Annotated in this window: 15 protein-coding genes; 12 read left to right on the forward strand and 3 right to left on the reverse strand. The window is 64.7% G+C overall.

All coding sequences use genetic code 11. The features are described from left to right. The first annotated feature begins 51 nt into the window (after positions 1-51). The 3 genes from purL to ACFQU0_RS06840 all read left to right on the forward strand — a co-directional run bounded on the left by purL (position 52) and on the right by ACFQU0_RS06840 (position 5,517). Positions 52-4,059, forward strand: a complete 4,008-nt coding sequence (gene purL, locus ACFQU0_RS06830) for a phosphoribosylformylglycinamidine synthase (protein ID WP_382199421.1) — start codon at positions 52-54, stop codon at positions 4,057-4,059. A 101-nt stretch (positions 4,060-4,160) separates the two neighbouring features. After that, complete coding sequence (locus ACFQU0_RS06835; RefSeq protein WP_382199422.1) at positions 4,161-4,580, forward strand: GtrA family protein; 420 nt, start codon at positions 4,161-4,163, stop codon at positions 4,578-4,580. Between the two features lie 19 nt (positions 4,581-4,599). Beyond that, on the forward strand, positions 4,600-5,517 hold the full coding sequence (locus tag ACFQU0_RS06840) for a DUF808 domain-containing protein (RefSeq protein ID WP_382199423.1): 918 nt from the start codon (positions 4,600-4,602) through the stop codon (positions 5,515-5,517). 6 nt (positions 5,518-5,523) lie between these two features. Here ACFQU0_RS06840 and ACFQU0_RS06845 read toward each other — a convergent pair whose 3' ends face one another. Next, positions 5,524-7,500: a peptidase U32 family protein gene (locus ACFQU0_RS06845; protein ID WP_382199424.1), complete on the reverse strand. Its 1,977-nt coding sequence runs from the start codon at positions 7,498-7,500 to the stop codon at positions 5,524-5,526. 34 nt (positions 7,501-7,534) lie between these two features. Between ACFQU0_RS06845 and ACFQU0_RS06850 the strand changes: the two genes are divergently transcribed. Then, positions 7,535-8,404: a YbgC/FadM family acyl-CoA thioesterase gene (locus ACFQU0_RS06850; protein ID WP_382199425.1), complete on the forward strand. Its 870-nt coding sequence runs from the start codon at positions 7,535-7,537 to the stop codon at positions 8,402-8,404. On the opposite strand, the gene ACFQU0_RS06855 is transcribed toward ACFQU0_RS06850, so the two are convergent. Together ACFQU0_RS06855 and ygfZ are read right to left on the reverse strand one after the other, a co-directional pair. After that, entirely contained in the window at positions 8,335-9,240 is a 906-nt protein-coding gene (locus ACFQU0_RS06855) for an NRDE family protein (protein ID WP_382199426.1), read from the reverse strand. The genes ACFQU0_RS06850 and ACFQU0_RS06855 overlap by 70 nt on opposite strands. Before the next feature lie 9 nt (positions 9,241-9,249). Next, the gene (gene ygfZ / locus ACFQU0_RS06860) at positions 9,250-10,185 is read right to left on the reverse strand and encodes a CAF17-like 4Fe-4S cluster assembly/insertion protein YgfZ (RefSeq protein ID WP_382199427.1); all 936 of its coding nucleotides are present in this window, start codon (positions 10,183-10,185) and stop codon (positions 9,250-9,252) included. Between the two features lie 68 nt (positions 10,186-10,253). Between ygfZ and mltG the strand changes: the two genes are divergently transcribed. The 8 genes from mltG to ACFQU0_RS06900 all read left to right on the forward strand — a co-directional run bounded on the left by mltG (position 10,254) and on the right by ACFQU0_RS06900 (position 17,087). After that, positions 10,254-11,249, forward strand: a complete 996-nt coding sequence (gene mltG / locus ACFQU0_RS06865; RefSeq protein ID WP_382199428.1) for an endolytic transglycosylase MltG — start codon at positions 10,254-10,256, stop codon at positions 11,247-11,249. Between the two features lie 5 nt (positions 11,250-11,254). Beyond that, positions 11,255-11,905, forward strand: a complete 651-nt coding sequence (tmk, locus tag ACFQU0_RS06870) for a dTMP kinase (protein WP_382199429.1) — start codon at positions 11,255-11,257, stop codon at positions 11,903-11,905. Continuing rightward, the gene (holB, locus tag ACFQU0_RS06875; RefSeq protein WP_382199430.1) at positions 11,902-12,903 is read left to right on the forward strand and encodes a DNA polymerase III subunit delta'; all 1,002 of its coding nucleotides are present in this window, start codon (positions 11,902-11,904) and stop codon (positions 12,901-12,903) included. Before tmk ends, holB begins: the two co-directional genes overlap by 4 nt. Before the next feature lie 10 nt (positions 12,904-12,913). Continuing rightward, positions 12,914-13,354 (forward strand): PilZ domain-containing protein, encoded by a 441-nt coding sequence (locus tag ACFQU0_RS06880; RefSeq protein ID WP_382199431.1) that lies wholly within the window; start codon positions 12,914-12,916, stop codon positions 13,352-13,354. A gap of 45 nt (positions 13,355-13,399) precedes the next feature. Beyond that, the gene (locus ACFQU0_RS06885; RefSeq protein ID WP_382199432.1) at positions 13,400-14,197 is read left to right on the forward strand and encodes a TatD family hydrolase; all 798 of its coding nucleotides are present in this window, start codon (positions 13,400-13,402) and stop codon (positions 14,195-14,197) included. Positions 14,198-14,291: 94 nt separating this feature from the next. Further along, the gene (locus tag ACFQU0_RS06890) at positions 14,292-14,780 is read left to right on the forward strand and encodes a tripartite tricarboxylate transporter TctB family protein (protein ID WP_382199438.1); all 489 of its coding nucleotides are present in this window, start codon (positions 14,292-14,294) and stop codon (positions 14,778-14,780) included. A gap of 27 nt (positions 14,781-14,807) precedes the next feature. Further along, complete coding sequence (locus ACFQU0_RS06895) at positions 14,808-16,319, forward strand: tripartite tricarboxylate transporter permease (RefSeq protein WP_382199433.1); 1,512 nt, start codon at positions 14,808-14,810, stop codon at positions 16,317-16,319. Positions 16,320-16,451: 132 nt separating this feature from the next. Continuing rightward, entirely contained in the window at positions 16,452-17,087 is a 636-nt protein-coding gene (locus tag ACFQU0_RS06900) for an ankyrin repeat domain-containing protein (RefSeq protein WP_382199434.1), read from the forward strand. The last annotated feature ends 123 nt before the right edge of the window (positions 17,088-17,210 follow it).

Below are 17,210 nucleotides of genomic sequence, written 5' to 3' on the forward strand. Positions count from 1 at the left end.
CACCCATCCACGGGTGCACCCCGCGCCCCTCAGCCCCCAAGGCCACCCACTGTGACCCTGCACCTGCGCTTTTTTGACGGCGGCAATGCCGTCAGCGACTTCAAAGTCCAACAACTCCTGCCGCGCCTGCAAGCGGTGTCCGACAAGATCACCGGCCTGAGTGCGCGTTTTGTGCACTTGGCGTCCTTCGATACCGCGCCCGACACCGCCACCGAGGATCGCCTGACGCAGCTGTTGACCTACGGCGAGCCGGCAAGTGCTGCACACCTGGCACTGGAGAAGGCCAGCGCACCGGCACTTGTGGTGATGCCACGTTTGGGCACGGTGTCACCGTGGGCCTCCAAAGCCACCGACATTGCGCACAACTGTGGCCTCGCGCTGCACCGCGTTGAACGCCTGGTCGAGTTCCGGCTTGGCCTCAAGAGCGGACTGCTGAGCAAGGCGGCACTGTCGGATGATCAACTGCGGGCGGTGGCCGACCTGCTGCACGACCGCATGACCGAGGCCGTGAGCACCGAACGCAGCCAGGCTGAAGCCCTGTTCACGGAACTGCACCCGGCCCCGATGGAGCACGTGGACGTCCTGGCTGGCGGTCGCGCGGCGCTCGAAAAGGCCAACACCGACTGGGGTTTGGCGCTGGCCGACGATGAGATCGACTACCTGGTGAACGCCTTCAACGGCTTGAAGCGCAACCCGACCGACGTCGAGCTGATGATGTTTGCGCAGGCCAACAGCGAACACTGCCGCCACAAAATTTTCAACGCGCAGTTCACCATCGACGGTGTGGCACAGGACAAAAGCCTGTTTGGCATGATCCGACACACCCACCAGACCAGCCCGCAGCACACCATCGTGGCGTACTCGGACAACGCGTCCATCATGGAAGGCCACCAGCTCGAGCGCTTCGTCGCGCGGGCCGGTGGTCGTGCCTCTCCCGCCTACCAGGCCGAGGCCGCCACCCACCACATCCTGATGAAGGTGGAAACCCACAACCACCCGACCGCGATTTCGCCTTTCCCCGGCGCTTCCACCGGCGCGGGCGGCGAAATCCGCGACGAGGGTGCCACCGGCCGCGGCTCCAAGCCGAAGGCTGGCCTGACCGGCTTCACCGTGTCCAAACTGTGGGGGGGCATGAGCGACCAAGCCGGCGGCAAGCCGGAACACATTGCCAGCCCGCTGCAGATCATGACCGAGGGCCCGCTGGGTGGTGCCGCCTTCAACAACGAATTTGGCCGGCCCAACCTGCTGGGCTATTTCCGCGAATACGAACAGGACGTGGGCGGCGTGACGCGCGGCTACCACAAGCCCATCATGATCGCGGGCGGCCTGGGCCAGATCGATGCCACGCAAACCAAGAAGATCGATTTCCCCGCCGGCACGCTGCTGATCCAGCTCGGCGGGCCGGGCATGAAGATCGGCATGGGCGGCGGCGCCGCCAGCTCCATGGCCACCGGCACCAACGCCGCGTCGCTGGACTTCGACTCCGTGCAGCGCGGCAACCCCGAGATCGAGCGCCGCGCGCAGGAGGTCATCAACCACTGCTGGGCGCAGGGCGAGAAGAACCCGGTGCTTTTCATCCACGACGTGGGTGCAGGCGGCCTGTCCAACGCCTTCCCGGAGCTGGTGAACGACGCCGGCCGTGGCGCGCGTTTCGACCTACGCGCCGTGCCGCTGGAAGAATCGGGCCTGGCACCCAAGGAGATCTGGTGCAACGAGAGCCAGGAGCGCTACGTGCTGGCCATCGCGCCCGAGTCGCTGGAGCAGTTCAAGGCCTTCTGCGAGCGTGAACGCTGCCCCTTCTCGGTCGTTGGCGTGGCCACCGAGGAACGGCACCTGTCGCTGGTGGACGAGGGCCACGAATCGCCCGTCGATATGCCCATGGATGTGCTTTTGGGCAAACCACCCAAGATGCACCGCGATGTCACCACCGTGTTGCGCCAGTTCCAGCCCATGGACCTGACGGGCGTGTCGCTGGAAAAGGCCGTCATCGACGTGCTGAGCCACCCCACCGTGGCCTCCAAGCGTTTCCTCGTCACCATCGGCGACCGCACTGTGGGTGGCCTGACCCACCGCGATCAGATGGTCGGCCCCTGGCAGGTGCCGGTGGCCGATTGCGCCGTGACCCTGGCCGACTACGTTGGCTTCGCGGGTGAGGCCATGAGCATGGGCGAACGCACCCCGCTGGCCGCCATCGACGCCGCCGCGTCGGGCCGCATGGCCGTGGCCGAAGCCATCACCAACCTGCTGGCCGCGCCCATCGAATTGCCGCGCGTCAAGCTCAGCGCCAACTGGATGGCCGCCTGCGGCGAGCCCGGTGAAGACGCCGACCTGTACGCCACCGTCAAGGCCATCGGCATGGAGCTGTGCCCGGCGTTGAATGTGTCGGTGCCCGTGGGCAAGGACAGCCTGTCCATGCGCACGCAATGGACGGCCGACGGTGAAAAGAAGAAGGTCACCTCGCCGGTGAGCCTCATCGTCACCGCCTTTGCCACCCTGGCCGACGTGCGTGGCACGCTCACGCCACAGCTCAACCGCGACACAGACGACACCACGCTGGTGCTGGTGGATCTGGGCAAGGGCCGCAACCGCATGGGCGGCAGTGTGCTGGGCCTGACACTGGACCAGCCGGGCAACGAAGTGCCCGATCTGGACAGCCCGCAGGATCTGATCAACCTGGTGAACGCCGTCAACGCCCTGCGCGCCCAGGGTCAGATCCTGGCCTACCACGACCGCTCCGACGGAGGCCTGCTGGCCGCCGTGGCCGAGATGGCCTTTGCCGGCCAGGTGGGCGTGTCGCTGAACGTGGACATGCTGGTCACCGAAGGCGATGGCATTTCCGACAGCCGCATGGACAGTGGTGACGCCAAAAACTGGGCGCAGCAGGTCAGCGCCCGGCGCGAGGAACTCACCCTCAAGGCCTTGTTCAACGAAGAACTGGGCGTGGTGCTGCAGGTGCGCACCGCCGAGCGCAACGCCGTCATGCAGACCCTGCGCGAGCACGGCCTGAGCAAACACAGCCACTTCATCGGCAAAACCCGCCCGGCGTCGTCGTCCATCGATGTGGGCAAGGGCCAACTGCAGGTCTGGCGCGACACCAAGGCCGTGTTCAGCGCCAGCCTGTCCGATCTGCAACAGGTCTGGGACAGCGTGAGCTGGAAGATCACCCAGCAGCGCGACAACCCCGCCTGCGCCGACAGCGAACACGCGGCGGCCGGCCAGCCGGCCGATCCGGGCCTCCACGTGGCCCTGACGTTCGATCCGACCGACAACGTGGCTGCCCCGTACCTTGGCTTGAGCAAGCCGAAGGTCGCCATCCTGCGCGAGCAGGGCGTGAACTCGCACGTGGAGATGGCTTACGCCTTCACCCAGGCCGGTTTCGAGGCTTTCGACGTGCACATGACCGACCTGCAGTCGGGCCGCGCCCAGCTGGCCGACTTCAAGGGCGTGGTGGCCTGCGGTGGCTTCAGCTACGGTGACACGCTGGGTGCCGGCATCGGCTGGGCCCGCTCCATCACGTTCAACCCGGTGTTGTCCGAGCAGTTCCAGGCCTTCTTTGGCCGCGCCGACACCTTTGGTCTGGGCGTGTGCAACGGCTGCCAGATGTTTGCCGAACTGGCCGACATCATCCCCGGCGCCGAGGCCTGGCCGCGCTTCACCACCAACCAGAGCGAGCGCTTCGAGGCGCGGCTGTCGATGGTCGAAGTGCTGGCGTCGCCCAGCCTGTTCCTGCAAGGCATGGCCGGCAGCCGGTTGCCCATCGCGGTGGCGCACGGTGAAGGTTTTGCCAACTTCAAGCACCGAGGTAACCCGGCACAGGCCGTTGCCGCCATGCGTTTTGTGGACAACACAGGCGCCGCCACCGAACAGTACCCGTTCAACCCCAACGGTAGCCCGTCGGGTCTGACGGCGGTCACCACGCCGGACGGCCGCTTCACCGCCATGATGCCCCACCCCGAGCGGGTGTTCCGCAACATCCAGATGAGCTGGACCAACGGCGACCCATCACAGCTCAGCCCGTGGATACGCATCTGGCGCAACGCGCGCAAGTGGGTGGGGTGAGATGACCCACCTGGACGCACAACCCGAGCGCTTGCCCGACGGCGCGCCCATGGACGACGCCTGGTTTCCGCTGGGCTGGCCAACGTCAGAGGCTGCCATCGGTGTTTGAGACCACACCACCACGGCCGCTGCGCACCCAGTTGTTGCGGTTTGGCGTGGCCGGTGTGCTGGGCCTTGGGGTGGACACCGCAGTTCTGTATGCGTTGATGGCGCTGGGCCTGCCGTTTGTGTGGGCGCGCGGGTTCTCGTTTGTGGCGGCGGCCAGCTTCACCTGGGCTTTCAACCGCCGGCTCACGTTTGCTGCGGGCATGTCGGTCCCGCCCACTTGGCGCGAATGGTCACACTATCTGCTGGCCATGGCCGGTGGCGGTGTGGCCAACTACACGGTGTCGGTGGCCACCTACCAGTGGTGGCCGCTGGTGCAGGCATATCCTGTGCTGGCGCTCGCCTTGGGGTCGGCGGTGGGCATGGTGTTCAATTTTGTGTCCGCGCGGTACTGGGTGTTCCGGCCGCCGCGCTAAACCTTTCAGGAAAGCTCCCATGGCCAGCAGCTTGCTCGCACTCATTGACGACATCGCCAGCGTGCTGGACGACGTCGCGGTCCTCACCAAAGTCGCCACCAAAAAAACGGCCGGTGTGTTGGGCGATGACCTGGCGCTCAATGCCCAACAGGTCACTGGCGTGAATGCGGACCGCGAGTTGCCGGTGGTCTGGGCGGTGGCCAAGGGCTCCATGTTGAACAAGGCGATCCTGGTGCCGGCGGCACTGTTGATCAGCGCATTTGTGCCCTGGCTGGTAACGCCACTGCTGATGCTGGGAGGCGCGTTTCTGTGTTTTGAGGGCTTTGAAAAGTTGGCGCACAAGTTCCTGCACCGGGCTGAGGACGACAGCCAGCGCAAAGCCGAACTGGTGACCGCGCTGGCCGACGAGAAAGTGGACATGGTCGCTTTCGAGCGCGAGAAGGTCAAAGGTGCGGTGCGAACCGACTTCATCCTCTCGGCCGAGATCATTGCCATCACCCTGGGCACGGTCGCCAACGCCCCCTTTGGCACGCGCGTCGCGGTGCTGGTGGGCATTGCCATCATCATGACCGTGGGCGTCTACGGCCTGGTGGCCGGCATCGTCAAACTCGACGATGCGGGACTGCACCTGAGCCGGTCCACATCGAGCGCCGCGCAGCTTGTGGGACGTGGCATTCTGCGTGTGGCGCCCTGGCTCATGAAGGCGCTGTCGGTGGCCGGTACTGCTGCGATGTTTTTGGTCGGTGGCGGCATCTTGTCGCATGGCCTGCCGTTTCTGCACCACGCCAGCGAGGCGGCCACAGCGGCCGTGGGAACCGGCCTGGCCTGGATGGCCCCGACGTTGTTCGACGCGGTGGTGGGGATCGTGGCCGGCGCGCTGGCGGTGTTGCTCGTCAAGGCGCTCGGGGCGCTTCGCGCCAAGCCTGCGGCCACCTGATCCAGCTCAGTGCACCGGCGTCGCCGAGGGCCGGGTGCGGTAGAAGGTCAGCGGGCGTTCGGCGGCGGCGTTCAACACCGAACGCTTGATCTTGCCCACCACGTGCATTTCGCACGGCTTGCAGTCAAAACGCAGGGTGAGCTTTTCCTTGCCGTTGATCAATTGCAGCGGCTCGGCGCGCACCGTGCCTTGCACGCCGGTGACGCCCTTGGCCTGTTTGGGGCACAGGCTCAAACTGAAGCGCACGCAGTGTTTGGTGATCATGAGGCTGACTTCGCCTTCTTCCTCATGGCTTTCGTAGGCCGCCGCGATCACCTTGACGCCGTGTTTGGCGTAGAAGTCGCGCGCCTTCTGGTTGAACACGTTCGCCAGGTAGCTGAGCGTGTCTTCGGGGTAGGGCGTGGGCGGCTCGGCGGCGGGTGAGCGCACCAGGCGGGGCAGGGCGTCGAGCCGGGCCTGCTGCAACGCCGCCACCGCTTCGCGCCGCAGCGCGTTGAGTTGCGAGGCGGGCACAAACCAGGGGCGGGGCAAAGCGAGTTGGGTTTCGATGGGTTCGAATTCGGTGTCGCCCAGCCGGCCCAGGCTTTCGCGCAGTTTCGCTTCGGCCTGAGCGGCGTCTTTCGGCGCCTGCCACTCAAGCGCCAAGGTGGCGCTGGCGCTGTGGCCGTCTTCGTCGGTGAGTTGCAGTTGCAGGCCTTCAGCGGTTTCGCTCAGGTGGGGCCAGACGCCAATGCGCCGGTCAGACGACTTTTTCTCCAGCGTGCGCACCCAGTTCATGTCGCGGTTGCGGTTGACCTGGGTGCCTTTGCGCAAGTCCTTGAAACCGGCCATCGGGTCTTTGGGGAACACCTTCCAGCGACCGATGGCGCCCACCACCGGTTCGCAGCGGTTGGTTTGCAGGCCCACCAGCTCTTTCTGCAGGTCGAGGTAGCACAGGCCGTCGCCGTTGTGCAGCACGGTCTCGGGGCTCTCGGTCTCGATTTCCACATGGTCGGCCGCTACGCGCGTCACCCAGCCAATCGATCGGCCCGGGTTCTTGGGCGTGTCAAAGGCGCCGATGTCGTCCTTGCGGCCGTTGGTGAAGTAGTCGGTGAACTCGCGGTTGAAGTTCTGGTCGGGGTCGGGCGTGAAGCTGAAGGTGGTGTGGCCGCTGCTGGCGCGGGCCAACTCGGGGCGCTCTTCCAGAATCTCGTCGAACAGCTTGCGGTAGTGCGCGGTGATGTTCTTGACGTAGGCCAGGTCTTTGTAGCGGCCCTCGATCTTGAAGCAGCGCACCCCGGCATCGATCAGGGCGCGCAGGTTGTCGCTCTGGTTGTTGTCCTTCATGGACAGCACGTGTTTGTCGTGCGCCACGATGCGGCCCTGGCTGTCCTTCACCTCATAGGGCAGGCGACAGGCCTGCGAGCAGTCGCCCCGGTTGGCACTGCGCCCGGTGTGGGCGTGGCTGATAAAACACTGGCCGCTGTAGGCCACACACAAGGCGCCGTGGATGAAGTATTCAATGATGGTGCGCTGCTCGTCGGTGGCGGCGCGGATGGCGGCGATTTGTTGCAGCGTCAATTCGCGCGCCAGCACCAGGTGGGTGAGGCCAGCGTCTTGCAGAAAACGGGCCTTTTCAGGCGTGCGGATGTCGCACTGGGTGCTGGCGTGGAGCTGGATGGGCGGCAGGTCCAACTCCAGCAAGCCCATGTCCTGCACGATGAGGGCGTCCACGCCGGCGTCGTAGAGTTGGTGTATGAGCTGGCGTGCCGGCTCCAGCTCGTCGTCGCGCAGGATGGTGTTGACCGTGACGAAGATGCGGCTGTGGAAGCGGTGAGCCTCCTTGACCAGGCGGGCGATGTCGGCCAGCGAGTTGTCGGCGCTGGTGCGCGCGCCAAACGACGGACCGCCGATGTAGACGGCATCGGCGCCATGGTGGATCGCTTCAATGCCGATGTCGGCGGTGCGCGCGGGGGACAACAGTTCGAGCTGGTGGGGCAACATAATTCGCTACTTTCAAGCCAACCCGCAATTGTCCATGAAACGTTCGGATTTCCGCTTTTTCCACCGCCTGCGCGTGCGCTGGGCCGAGGTGGACATGCAGAAGATTGTGTTCAACGCGCACTATCTGATGTATTTCGACACCGCCATCACCGAGTACTGGCGCGCCCTGGCCTTGCCCATGGAAGAGGTGTTTGCCCGCCTGGGCGGCGAGTTGTATGTGAAGAAGGCCACGGTGGAGTTCAACGCCTCGGCCCAGATGGACGACCTCATCGACGTGGCCCTGCGTTGCGAGCGCATCGGCAACTCCTCCATCCAGTTCATCGGCGCCATCTTCCACGGCGACAAGCACCTGATTTCGTCGGAAATCATCTACGTCTTCGCGGACCCCATCAGCCAGACCTCGCGCCCCGTGCCCGAGGCCTTGCGCAACGCCTTCATGGCGCTGGAGGCCGGTGAGCCCATGGTGGAAATGAAAGTGGGCACCTGGGCCGAGTTGGGCCAGGACGCCGGCCAGGTTCGCAACGAGGTGTTCGTCGAGGAACAGAAAATCCCCAAGGAACTGGAGTGGGACGCGGCGGACGCCGACGCGGTGCACGCCGTGGCCTACAACCGTTTGGGCATGCCCCTGGCCACAGGCCGCTACCTGCCCTACCTGGCCGCAGGCCGATCCGGTGTGGTGAAAGTGGGGCGCATGGCGGTCAAGCGCGTGATGCGCGGCGCGGGCGTGGGCCGCGAGGTTTTGTTTGCCCTCATGGACGCGGCGCGCAAACGCGGCGAACACGAAGTGGTGCTGCACGCCCAGCGCAGCGCGGAAGCGTTTTACGCCCGCCTGGGTTACACCGTCAACGGCGAGCCGTTCGAGGAAGCCGGCATCCCACACATCGAAATGCACATGCGCCTGTAAGTGCTGCGGGCCAGCGGCCAGCGGCTGGTCTCGCTGGCCGCCTCGGGCTGCTCTGCTGGCGCGGTGCGCTCGTGGGTCCATTCCTCCATCTGCACTTCGTCGGCAGATGCACACACCAGCAGGCTGCTGCGGGTGCCGTAGCGCCGCTCGGCAAAGTCCACGAAGGGGCTGGACAAGGCCTGTTCCCACACCCGGGGTGCGCCGGTGGTGGGTAGCAATTCGGCGGCTGCTTGACGGCGGTCCAGCAACGCCGACAGCAACGGCTTGCGCCACTCGCCTGTCAATGCAGATGTGCTCTGGTCCACCACCGATTGCATAGCCCGTTTGAGGCGGACCGTCTTGGGCCAGGGTGTGTCCAGTGCGGCGTTGGACAGGCCATAAATCCCGCTCGCCAAAGACCGCCCCACCACGCTGCCCAGGGTGATCGCGTCGCCCGCACCGGGCCTACGGTTGCTGATCCAGGCCCATTCGCCGCGAGCCAGATCGCCCAGCACCAGGTTGAAGCCACTGAACAGATGGGCTTGCACGCTGTGGGCAAACGCCTGCCAGTCGGTGTCGCCTTGCAGCCAGCGCGTGACCAATTCGCCACGGCTTTGTGGCGCGTTGGGCACACTGGCCTCCCGCACATTGGTGAGCATGGCGACGCGTCCCTGGGGCGTCACGCCCAACCAGGTGCCGCCCGCGTGCTGGTCGCGCCCCGCCACCACCGGTGTGCCGTTGTCCAGCTGCCAGGCGTGCAGCGGCAGGGTGGGGCGGTCCAGGTGCTCGTCGCGGTTGGCCGCGATCAGCAACGGGTACCCCGGCACAGCGTCAATGGCAAAAGCGATCAGGCACATGGGGTGGGTTCAGATGTCGTCGCGCAGCGGGTAGGGCAGGGGCAGCAGTGTCAGGGCGGGGCCATCGGCGGCACCGGCCGTGAGGCGGCCACCATCTGCGGAGCTGATTTGCATGGACACGATGGCATCACAACCCGCCACCGGGTGCGCGGCCACCGCCACCACCGTGCCCGTGGGTTGTTCGGCATCGCTGGCGTGGAACACGTTGTCGCCCACCGCCATAGGGGCCTCGGCGTGCGCCAGGTAAGCCCGCCGCTTGAGCGTGCCCCGGAACTGGCTGCGCGCCACCACCTCCTGCCCGGGGTAGCAGCCTTTTTTGAAGTTCACGCCGTCCACCGACTCGTAATTCAGCATTTGTGGCACAAAGGCTTCCACCACCGGGGTGCTGACGGTGGCCACGCCGCTGTGCACGTCCAGCCATTGCCACAGGCTGGGGTTCAGCTCCGGCAGGTCAGGCACAGCACCCGCCGGTGCCAACCACAGCGCGCGGGCGCGGCCTTGCGCGTCGGGCAAACGCACCAGCGACACCTCGCCCTGATCGGTCTTGGCCCAGGTGGAGGCCGGCCAGCCTTGGCCATCGCCCACCAAGCCATAGAGCGCAACCTCGGCACTCGCGTCGCTGAGCTTGGCCTTGGCGCGCAGCACAAACATGGACAAACGTTTGAGCGTGGGTGCCAGCAGGTCCTGCGCGCACACCAGCCAGATTTCCTGGTGGCTGCGTTTGATGCCCACAAAGCTGGCCAACATGCGGCCCTTGGCCGAGCAGAACGCGGCCAGCCGTGCCTGCGACAGGCCCATCAGCGAGAAATCCTGCGTCAGTTGGCCATGCAGAAAGCTGGCTGCGTCTTCCCCCACCACCCGGATCACGCCCAGTTGTGGCAGCCGCACCGCACCGGCAAGGGTGCTGGCGTCAAAAGGAGCAAGGGCGGGGCGGTCGGTGGTCATGCAATGGGCCTCTTATATGATTTGGGTTGGACCATTTTCCCAAAGGCGCAAGGACCGTGCTCAGAGTGTTGAAAAGGCTGTTGCTGGCCGGGTTGTTGGGGGCGGTGCTGGCGGCGGTGGCGGGTGCCTGGTGGTGGCAACGGCCATTGCCCTTGCGCCCGCTGGCCGGGCAGACCGTGGTGGACGTGACCGTGCCGGCCGGCGCCTCGGCACGAGGTGTGGCCGAAGCCCTGGTGGCCGCGGGCGTGGACACACCTGCCTGGCTGCTGCACCTCGGTTTTCGTGCCTCGGGCGAGTCGCGCCGCATCAAGGCGGGCAGTTACGAGTTGGAGGCCGGCGCCACGCCACAAAGTGTGCTCGACAAACTGGTGCGTGGTGACCAGGCGCTGCGGCAGGTGACGCTGGTGGAAGGCTGGACCTTTCGCCAGGTGCTGGCCGCCTTGCGCGCGGCCGAGCACCTGCAAGACGACATCGGCCGCAAGTCGCCGTCAGAGCTCATGGTGCAGCTGGGTTACGCCGGCCGCCATCCAGAGGGGCGTTTTTTCCCCGACACCTACCGCTACGCCAAGCGTTCACCGGCCTCGGGCGTGTTGCGCCAGGCCGCGCAGGCCATGCAGCAGCAAGTGGATGCCGCCTGGGCACAACGCCAGCCCGGATTGCCGCTGAAAAATGCCGATGAGGCACTGATACTGGCCAGCATCATCGAGAAGGAAACCGGCCAGGCGGCCGATCGTGGCCAAGTGGCCGCCGTGTTCATCAACCGCCTGCGCATCGGCATGCGCTTGCAAACCGACCCAACGGTTATCTACGGCTTGGGTGATCGGTTTGACGGCAACCTGCGCAAACGCGACTTGCAGGCCGACACGCCCTACAACAGCTACACCCGCAGCGGCCTGCCGCCCACGCCGATTGCCATGCCGGGCAAGGCGGCGTTGCTGGCGGCCGTGCAGCCAGCGGCCAGCCAGGCCTTGTATTTTGTGGCGCGCGGCGATGGCAGCAGCCAATTCAGCGCCACACTCGATGACCACAACCGCGCCGTGCGGCAGTACCAGCTCAAGCGCTGAACACCATGCCATCTTCAGGAATTTTCATCAGCTTCGAAGGCATAGACGGTGCCGGCAAGTCCACCCACATCGAAGCCCTGGCCAGCGCCCTGCGTGCCCAGGGGCGCACCGTCGTCCTCACGCGCGAGCCAGGCGGCACCCCATTGGCCGAAAAGCTGCGCGCATTGCTGTTGCACGACGCCATGGACCCCTTGTGCGAGGCCTTGCTCATGTTTGCCGCCCGCCGCGACCACCTGCAGCAGGTGATCGAGCCGGCCCTTGCCCGGGGCGAGGTGGTGCTGTGCGACCGTTTCACCGACGCCACATTTGCCTACCAGGGCCACGGCCGTAGTTTCGACCTGAACACGCTGGCCACACTGGAGCACTGGGTGCAGGCGCTGCCACATGGCGGTGTGCGCCAGCCAGACCTCACGCTGTGGTTCGATCTCGACCCGGCCATCGCCGCAGAGCGGCTGGCAGGCGCCCGTGTGCCCGACAAATTCGAAGCCCAGCCGGTGGCATTTTTCCGCCGTGTGGCGGCCGGCTACGCCGACAGGTTGTCCAAAGACCCTGGCCGGTTTGCCCGGGTTGACGCCCAGGGCACGCTGGAAACGGTGCGTGAAGCGGTGTTGGACGCCTGCAGAACCCGGCCCTGGTGGCAGGAGCAGGCCCCATGAGCGCCCCCGGCGTGTCCCCGTGGCAACAAAAGCAGCTTAGGGCCTTGCTGCAGCAGCGTGGCCATGCATTGCTGCTGACAGGGCCTTCAGGCCTGGGGCAGTACCCGTTGGCGCTGGCCTTGGCCGCCGCATGGCTGTGTGAGCATGCCACCGCAGACGGCGCCTGCGGCCAGTGCGAGAGCTGCCACGCCATCGCCGTGCGCACCCACGCCGACCTGTGTGTGCTGATGCCCGAAACCCTGTCCATGGAACTGGGCTGGCCGCTGGACGAAAAGACCCAGGACAAGATCGACAAAAAAGAGATCAAGGCCAGCCGCATGATCCGCGTGGAGGCGGCGCGTCAGGCGGTGGCGTTCACGCAGTTCACGCGGTCACGCGGTACCACCAAGGTGGTGCTCATCTACCCCGCCGAGCGCATGAACCCAGAGGCGGCCAACACGCTGCTCAAGACGCTGGAGGAGCCCGCCGGTGCGGTGCGTTTTGTGCTCGCCACCGAGGCCGCCCACCAGCTGTTGCCCACCATCCGCAGCCGATGCCAGAGCCACGCACTCACCTGGCCCGACGCCGCCGATGCGCTCGCGTGGCTGCAGGCCACCTGTGGCGGGGACGCAGCGCAAGCGCGGGTCTGGCTCAGTGCAGCCGGTGGCCGGCCTGACGATGCCATGGCCTGGGCGCAGGCTGGGCTCACGGCCGACACGTGGCAGCGCTTGCCGCGTGCCTTGGCCAAGGGCGACTTTGCCGCGATGGCCGACTGGGGGCCCGCGCGGCAACTGGACGTGCAGCACAAGCTGTGTCACGACCTCATGGCCGTTGCCGCCGGTGGTGCGCCACGCTTTTTTGATGCCGGCTACCTGCCCAAACCGCCGCCCATGGGCGCGCTGGCACAGTGGTCGCGCGAGTTGGCGCAAAACACGCGCACGGTGGAGCACCCATTTCAGGGGCCTCTGATGATCGAGGCGTGGGCGGCGCGCGCACGCGACGTCTTGACCAAGGCTTAAACTCCGGCGAATGAACGCGTCCGATCTGCCCCTGAATTCGCCCGATCCCGCATCGGGTGGTGGCCATGGTGCATCAACCGACGGGGTGGACGGAGGTGGCGAGGTGCCGTTTGTGCGGCCCACCGTCATCCAGTTGTCCATCAAGGAAAAAGCGGCGCTGTACGCGGCCTACATCCCCATCTTCACCGAGGGCGGCATTTTTGTCCCGTCCTCCAAAAGTTACCGCTTGGGGCAAGACGTGTACGTGTTGCTGACCCTGCCCGAGGACCCGCACCGCTACCCGATTGCCGGCAAGGTGGCCTGGATCACCCCACCCCACGCCACAGGCGCCCGAACTCAAGGCATAGGCATACGGTTTCCCAACGACGAGAAATCGGGGCTGCTCAAGAAGCGCATCGAGGAAATCCTCGGTGCCCACCTGGGCTCAGACCGCTCGACCCAAACCGTTTGATTTCCACTCGCTGCGGGCCGTCGCGCCTGCTGCGAGCAGCCCACCATGTTCACCGATTCCCACTGCCACCTGAATTTTCCCGAATTCAAAGACCGCATGCCCGAAGTGCTGACCGCCATGCGCGAGGCCCAGGTCACGCGTGCGCTTTGCATCTGCACCACGCTGGAAGAGTTTGACGACGTTCACGCGCTTGCCCAGCAGCACCCCCACCTCTGGGCCACCGTGGGTGTGCACCCCGACAATGAAGGTGTGCGCGAACCCACCCTCGATGACCTGCTGCAGCGGGCTGCCTTGCCCAGGGTGGTGGGCATTGGCGAGACGGGGCTGGACTACTACCGCTTGAATGGCCGCAGCGTGGCCGACATGGCCTGGCAGCGCGAACGCTACCGTGTGCACATACAGGCGGCACGGCAAACCGGCCTGCCGCTGGTGATCCACACGCGCAGCAGCAGCGACGACACGCTGGCCATCCTGCGGGAGGAGGGCGGTGTGGGGCAGACAAATGCTGCGCGGGGCGTGTTTCATTGCTTCACCGAAACGACCGAGGTGGCGCGCGCCGCGCTGGACCTGGGTTTTTACCTTTCCTTCTCCGGCATCATCACGTTCAAGAGCGCGGCCGATCTGCGTGACGTGGTCGGTTTTGTGCCCATGGACCGATTGCTGATCGAAACCGACAGCCCTTACCTGGCGCCCGTTCCATATCGCGGCAAAACCAATTCACCGGCCTACGTGCCGTGGGTTGCCAAACAGGTGGCAGAACTCAAAGGCCTGTCCGTCGAATCGGTCGCCGAAGCGACAACGGCCAATTTCCTGTCGCTTTTTGATCGGGTGCAAGCGCCTTGAGCGACGAATACGGGCACAGGTAGGTGAAATCCACATGCAGTGCCCCAACAAAGACCCGCAAAATCAGCGGGTTCAACCATTGCAGGAGACGCGTGTGCTTATAAAAAGTCAGAAAGACTTCTATTCCGGTTTGATGTTCGCCGCCGTGGGGGTCGGATTTGCGATTGGTGCCACTAACTACACCATTGGCCAGGCATCGCGCATGGGACCGGGCTACTTCCCGTTGATTCTGGGGGTGATCCTGACCATTTTGGGTGCCGTCATCTCCCTGCAGTCTTTTGCCTCAAAGGCTCCCGACGGCGACAAGATTGGCAAGTGGGCTTGGAAGCCGCTCTTTTTTGTCCTGTCTTCCAACCTGGCCTTTGGCGCTTTGCTGGTGGGCCTTCCTTTTATTGGTTTTCCTTCTTTTGGTCTGATCGTTGCCATTTATGCGCTGGTGTTCATCGCCAGTCAGGCCGGTGAACGTGTCAGCATCAAGGAACTGTTGGTGTTGTCCACCATCTTGGCCATCGGCAGCTACCTGGCCTTCATCAAGCTGCTGAACTTGCAGTTCCCAGTCTGGCCGGCTTTTCTGGTCAATTGATAAAACAACAAGACCGGAGAGTCACAGATGGATTTGATCAACAACCTCACGCTGGGTTTTGGTGTCGCCTTCACCGTCCAGAACCTCATCTACGCCTTCATCGGCTGCCTGCTGGGCACGCTGATTGGCGTGTTGCCGGGTGTGGGCCCGGTGGCAACCATTGCGATGTTGCTGCCCGCCACCTACGCACTGCCCCCCGTGGCGGCACTCATCATGCTGGCCGGTATTTACTACGGCGCACAATACGGTGGCTCGACCACCGCCATCCTGGTCAACCTGCCAGGTGAAGCTTCGTCCGTGGTGACGGTGATCGACGGTCACCAGATGGCCAAAAAGGGCAGGGCAGGCCCGGCGCTGGCAGCCGCTGGCATCGGTTCCTTTTTTGCCGGGTGTGTGGGCACGCTGATCCTGGCCGCCTTCGCGCCGCCCCTGACCGAAGTGGCCTTCAAATTTGGCCCTGCCGAGTATTTCTCGCTGATGGTGCTGGGCCTCATCGGTGCCGTGGTGCTGGCCTCTGGCTCGCTGATCAAGGCCGTGGCCATGATCATCCTGGGCCTCCTGCTGGGCTTGGTGGGCACCGACGTGAACTCTGGTGTGGCGCGCTACAGCTTTGGCATTCCCGAACTGACCGACGGCATCAGCTTCATCGTGATTGCCATGGGTGTGTTCGGCTACGGGGAGATCATCCACAACCTGTCGCACCCACCTGAAACGCGCGACGTTGTCACCGGCAAGGTGGAAGGCATTTTCCCCACCGCAACCGACTTCAAGCGCATGTTCCCCGCCATCCTGCGTGGCACAGCCTTGGGCTCGGCCTTGGGCATCCTGCCGGGCGGTGGTGCCTTGTTGTCGGCTTTCGCGGCCTACACCATTGAGAAGAAGACCAAGCTCAAGCCCGGTGAAGTGCCCTTTGGTGAAGGCAATATCCGTGGTGTTGCCGCACCCGAAGCTGCCAACAACGCCGGTTCGCAGACCTCCTTCATTCCGCTGCTGACGCTGGGTATTCCGCCCAATGCCGTGATGGCGCTGATGGTCGGCGCCATGACCATCCACAACATCCAGCCCGGCCCGCAGGTGATGACCAGCAACCCCGAGCTGTTCTGGGGCCTGATCGCCTCCATGTGGATTGGCAACCTGATGCTGGTGATTCTGAACCTGCCGCTGATCGGCATCTGGATCAAGCTGCTGACCGTGCCTTACCGCTGGCTCTTCCCCGCCATCGTGTTGTTCTGCGCCATCGGCGTCTACTCCACCAACAACAACACCTTCGATATCTGGATGGTGGCCATCTTCGGTTTCATCGGCTACACCTTCATCAAGCTGGGCTGCGAACCCGCGCCCCTGCTGCTGGGCTTGATTCTTGGCCCCATGATGGAAGAAAACCTGCGCCGCAGTCTGCTGTTGTCGCGGGGTGACTGGTCGGTGTTTGTCACCCGCCCGCTGTCCGCGTCTTTGCTGGCCGCTGCCGTGTTGCTGTTGGTGGTGGTGCTCAGTCCCTCCATCAAAAAGAAGCGCGAAGAGGCGTTTGTCGAAGACTGATACAGTCTGCGGATGGTCACTGATTGCACCCATCCTGATCGCAACAAGAGGCCCCGTGAGCGGGGCCTTTTTGTTCCTGCCCCTGGCAAAACGCTGTCCAGACGGCACTGTTTTCAGCTCGGTCTGGGCGCCTTGTTTTGGTCTGTAATCCCGCTGGCCCGGGCCAACTCCTTTGACGAGTTTTTTCGCGCCATTGCTGCGGATTCACCCCGCACGCTTCAGACGCTGGCCAACCGGGGGTTCGACCTCAACACCCGCAACGAAAAGTCCGACCCACCGCTGGTGCTCGCTTTGCGTCTCGACGCACTGAAGGTCGTTGAGTTTCTGCTGTCACGTCCTGAAGTGGACGTGGAGGCTCGGACCGCACAAGACGAAAGCCCGCTGATGTTGGCGGCGTTGAAAGGGCGCCTTGCACAATGTGAGGCCTTGATTCAAAGAAACGCCCACGTCAACAAGCCCGGCTGGACACCGCTGCACTACGCCGCGTCTCATCCAGGTGAACAAGCGCCAGCGGTGGTTCACCTGCTGCTGGATCACCACGCCTACATCGATGCCGCGTCGCCCAATGGATCGACACCGCTCATGCTCGCCGCGATGTACGGCAACGCCAAGGTGGTGGCCCAGCTGCTCGAGGCAGGCGCCGATGCGAGCCTCAAAAACGAGCAGGGTTTGACCGCACTCGATTTTGCACACCGTGCCGGACGGCCAACTGAGGCTGAGCGCATTGCGCGCAGCATCCGTGGCAACGCACCTAAAGGGCAATGGTGATTTGCTTGTTCAGCGCAGCCGCGGGTTGCGCTGAGCTTTGTGGTTGGACGAAGCCGCTACGCGGAGCCAATTTCCGCTGCATTCCTGATGCTTGTCTACGCTGCATACCTCACCCCGTCAATC

Source organism: Hydrogenophaga defluvii (assembly GCF_042665235.1).
Taxonomy (GTDB): Bacteria; Pseudomonadota; Gammaproteobacteria; order Burkholderiales; family Burkholderiaceae_C; genus Hydrogenophaga; species Hydrogenophaga defluvii_A.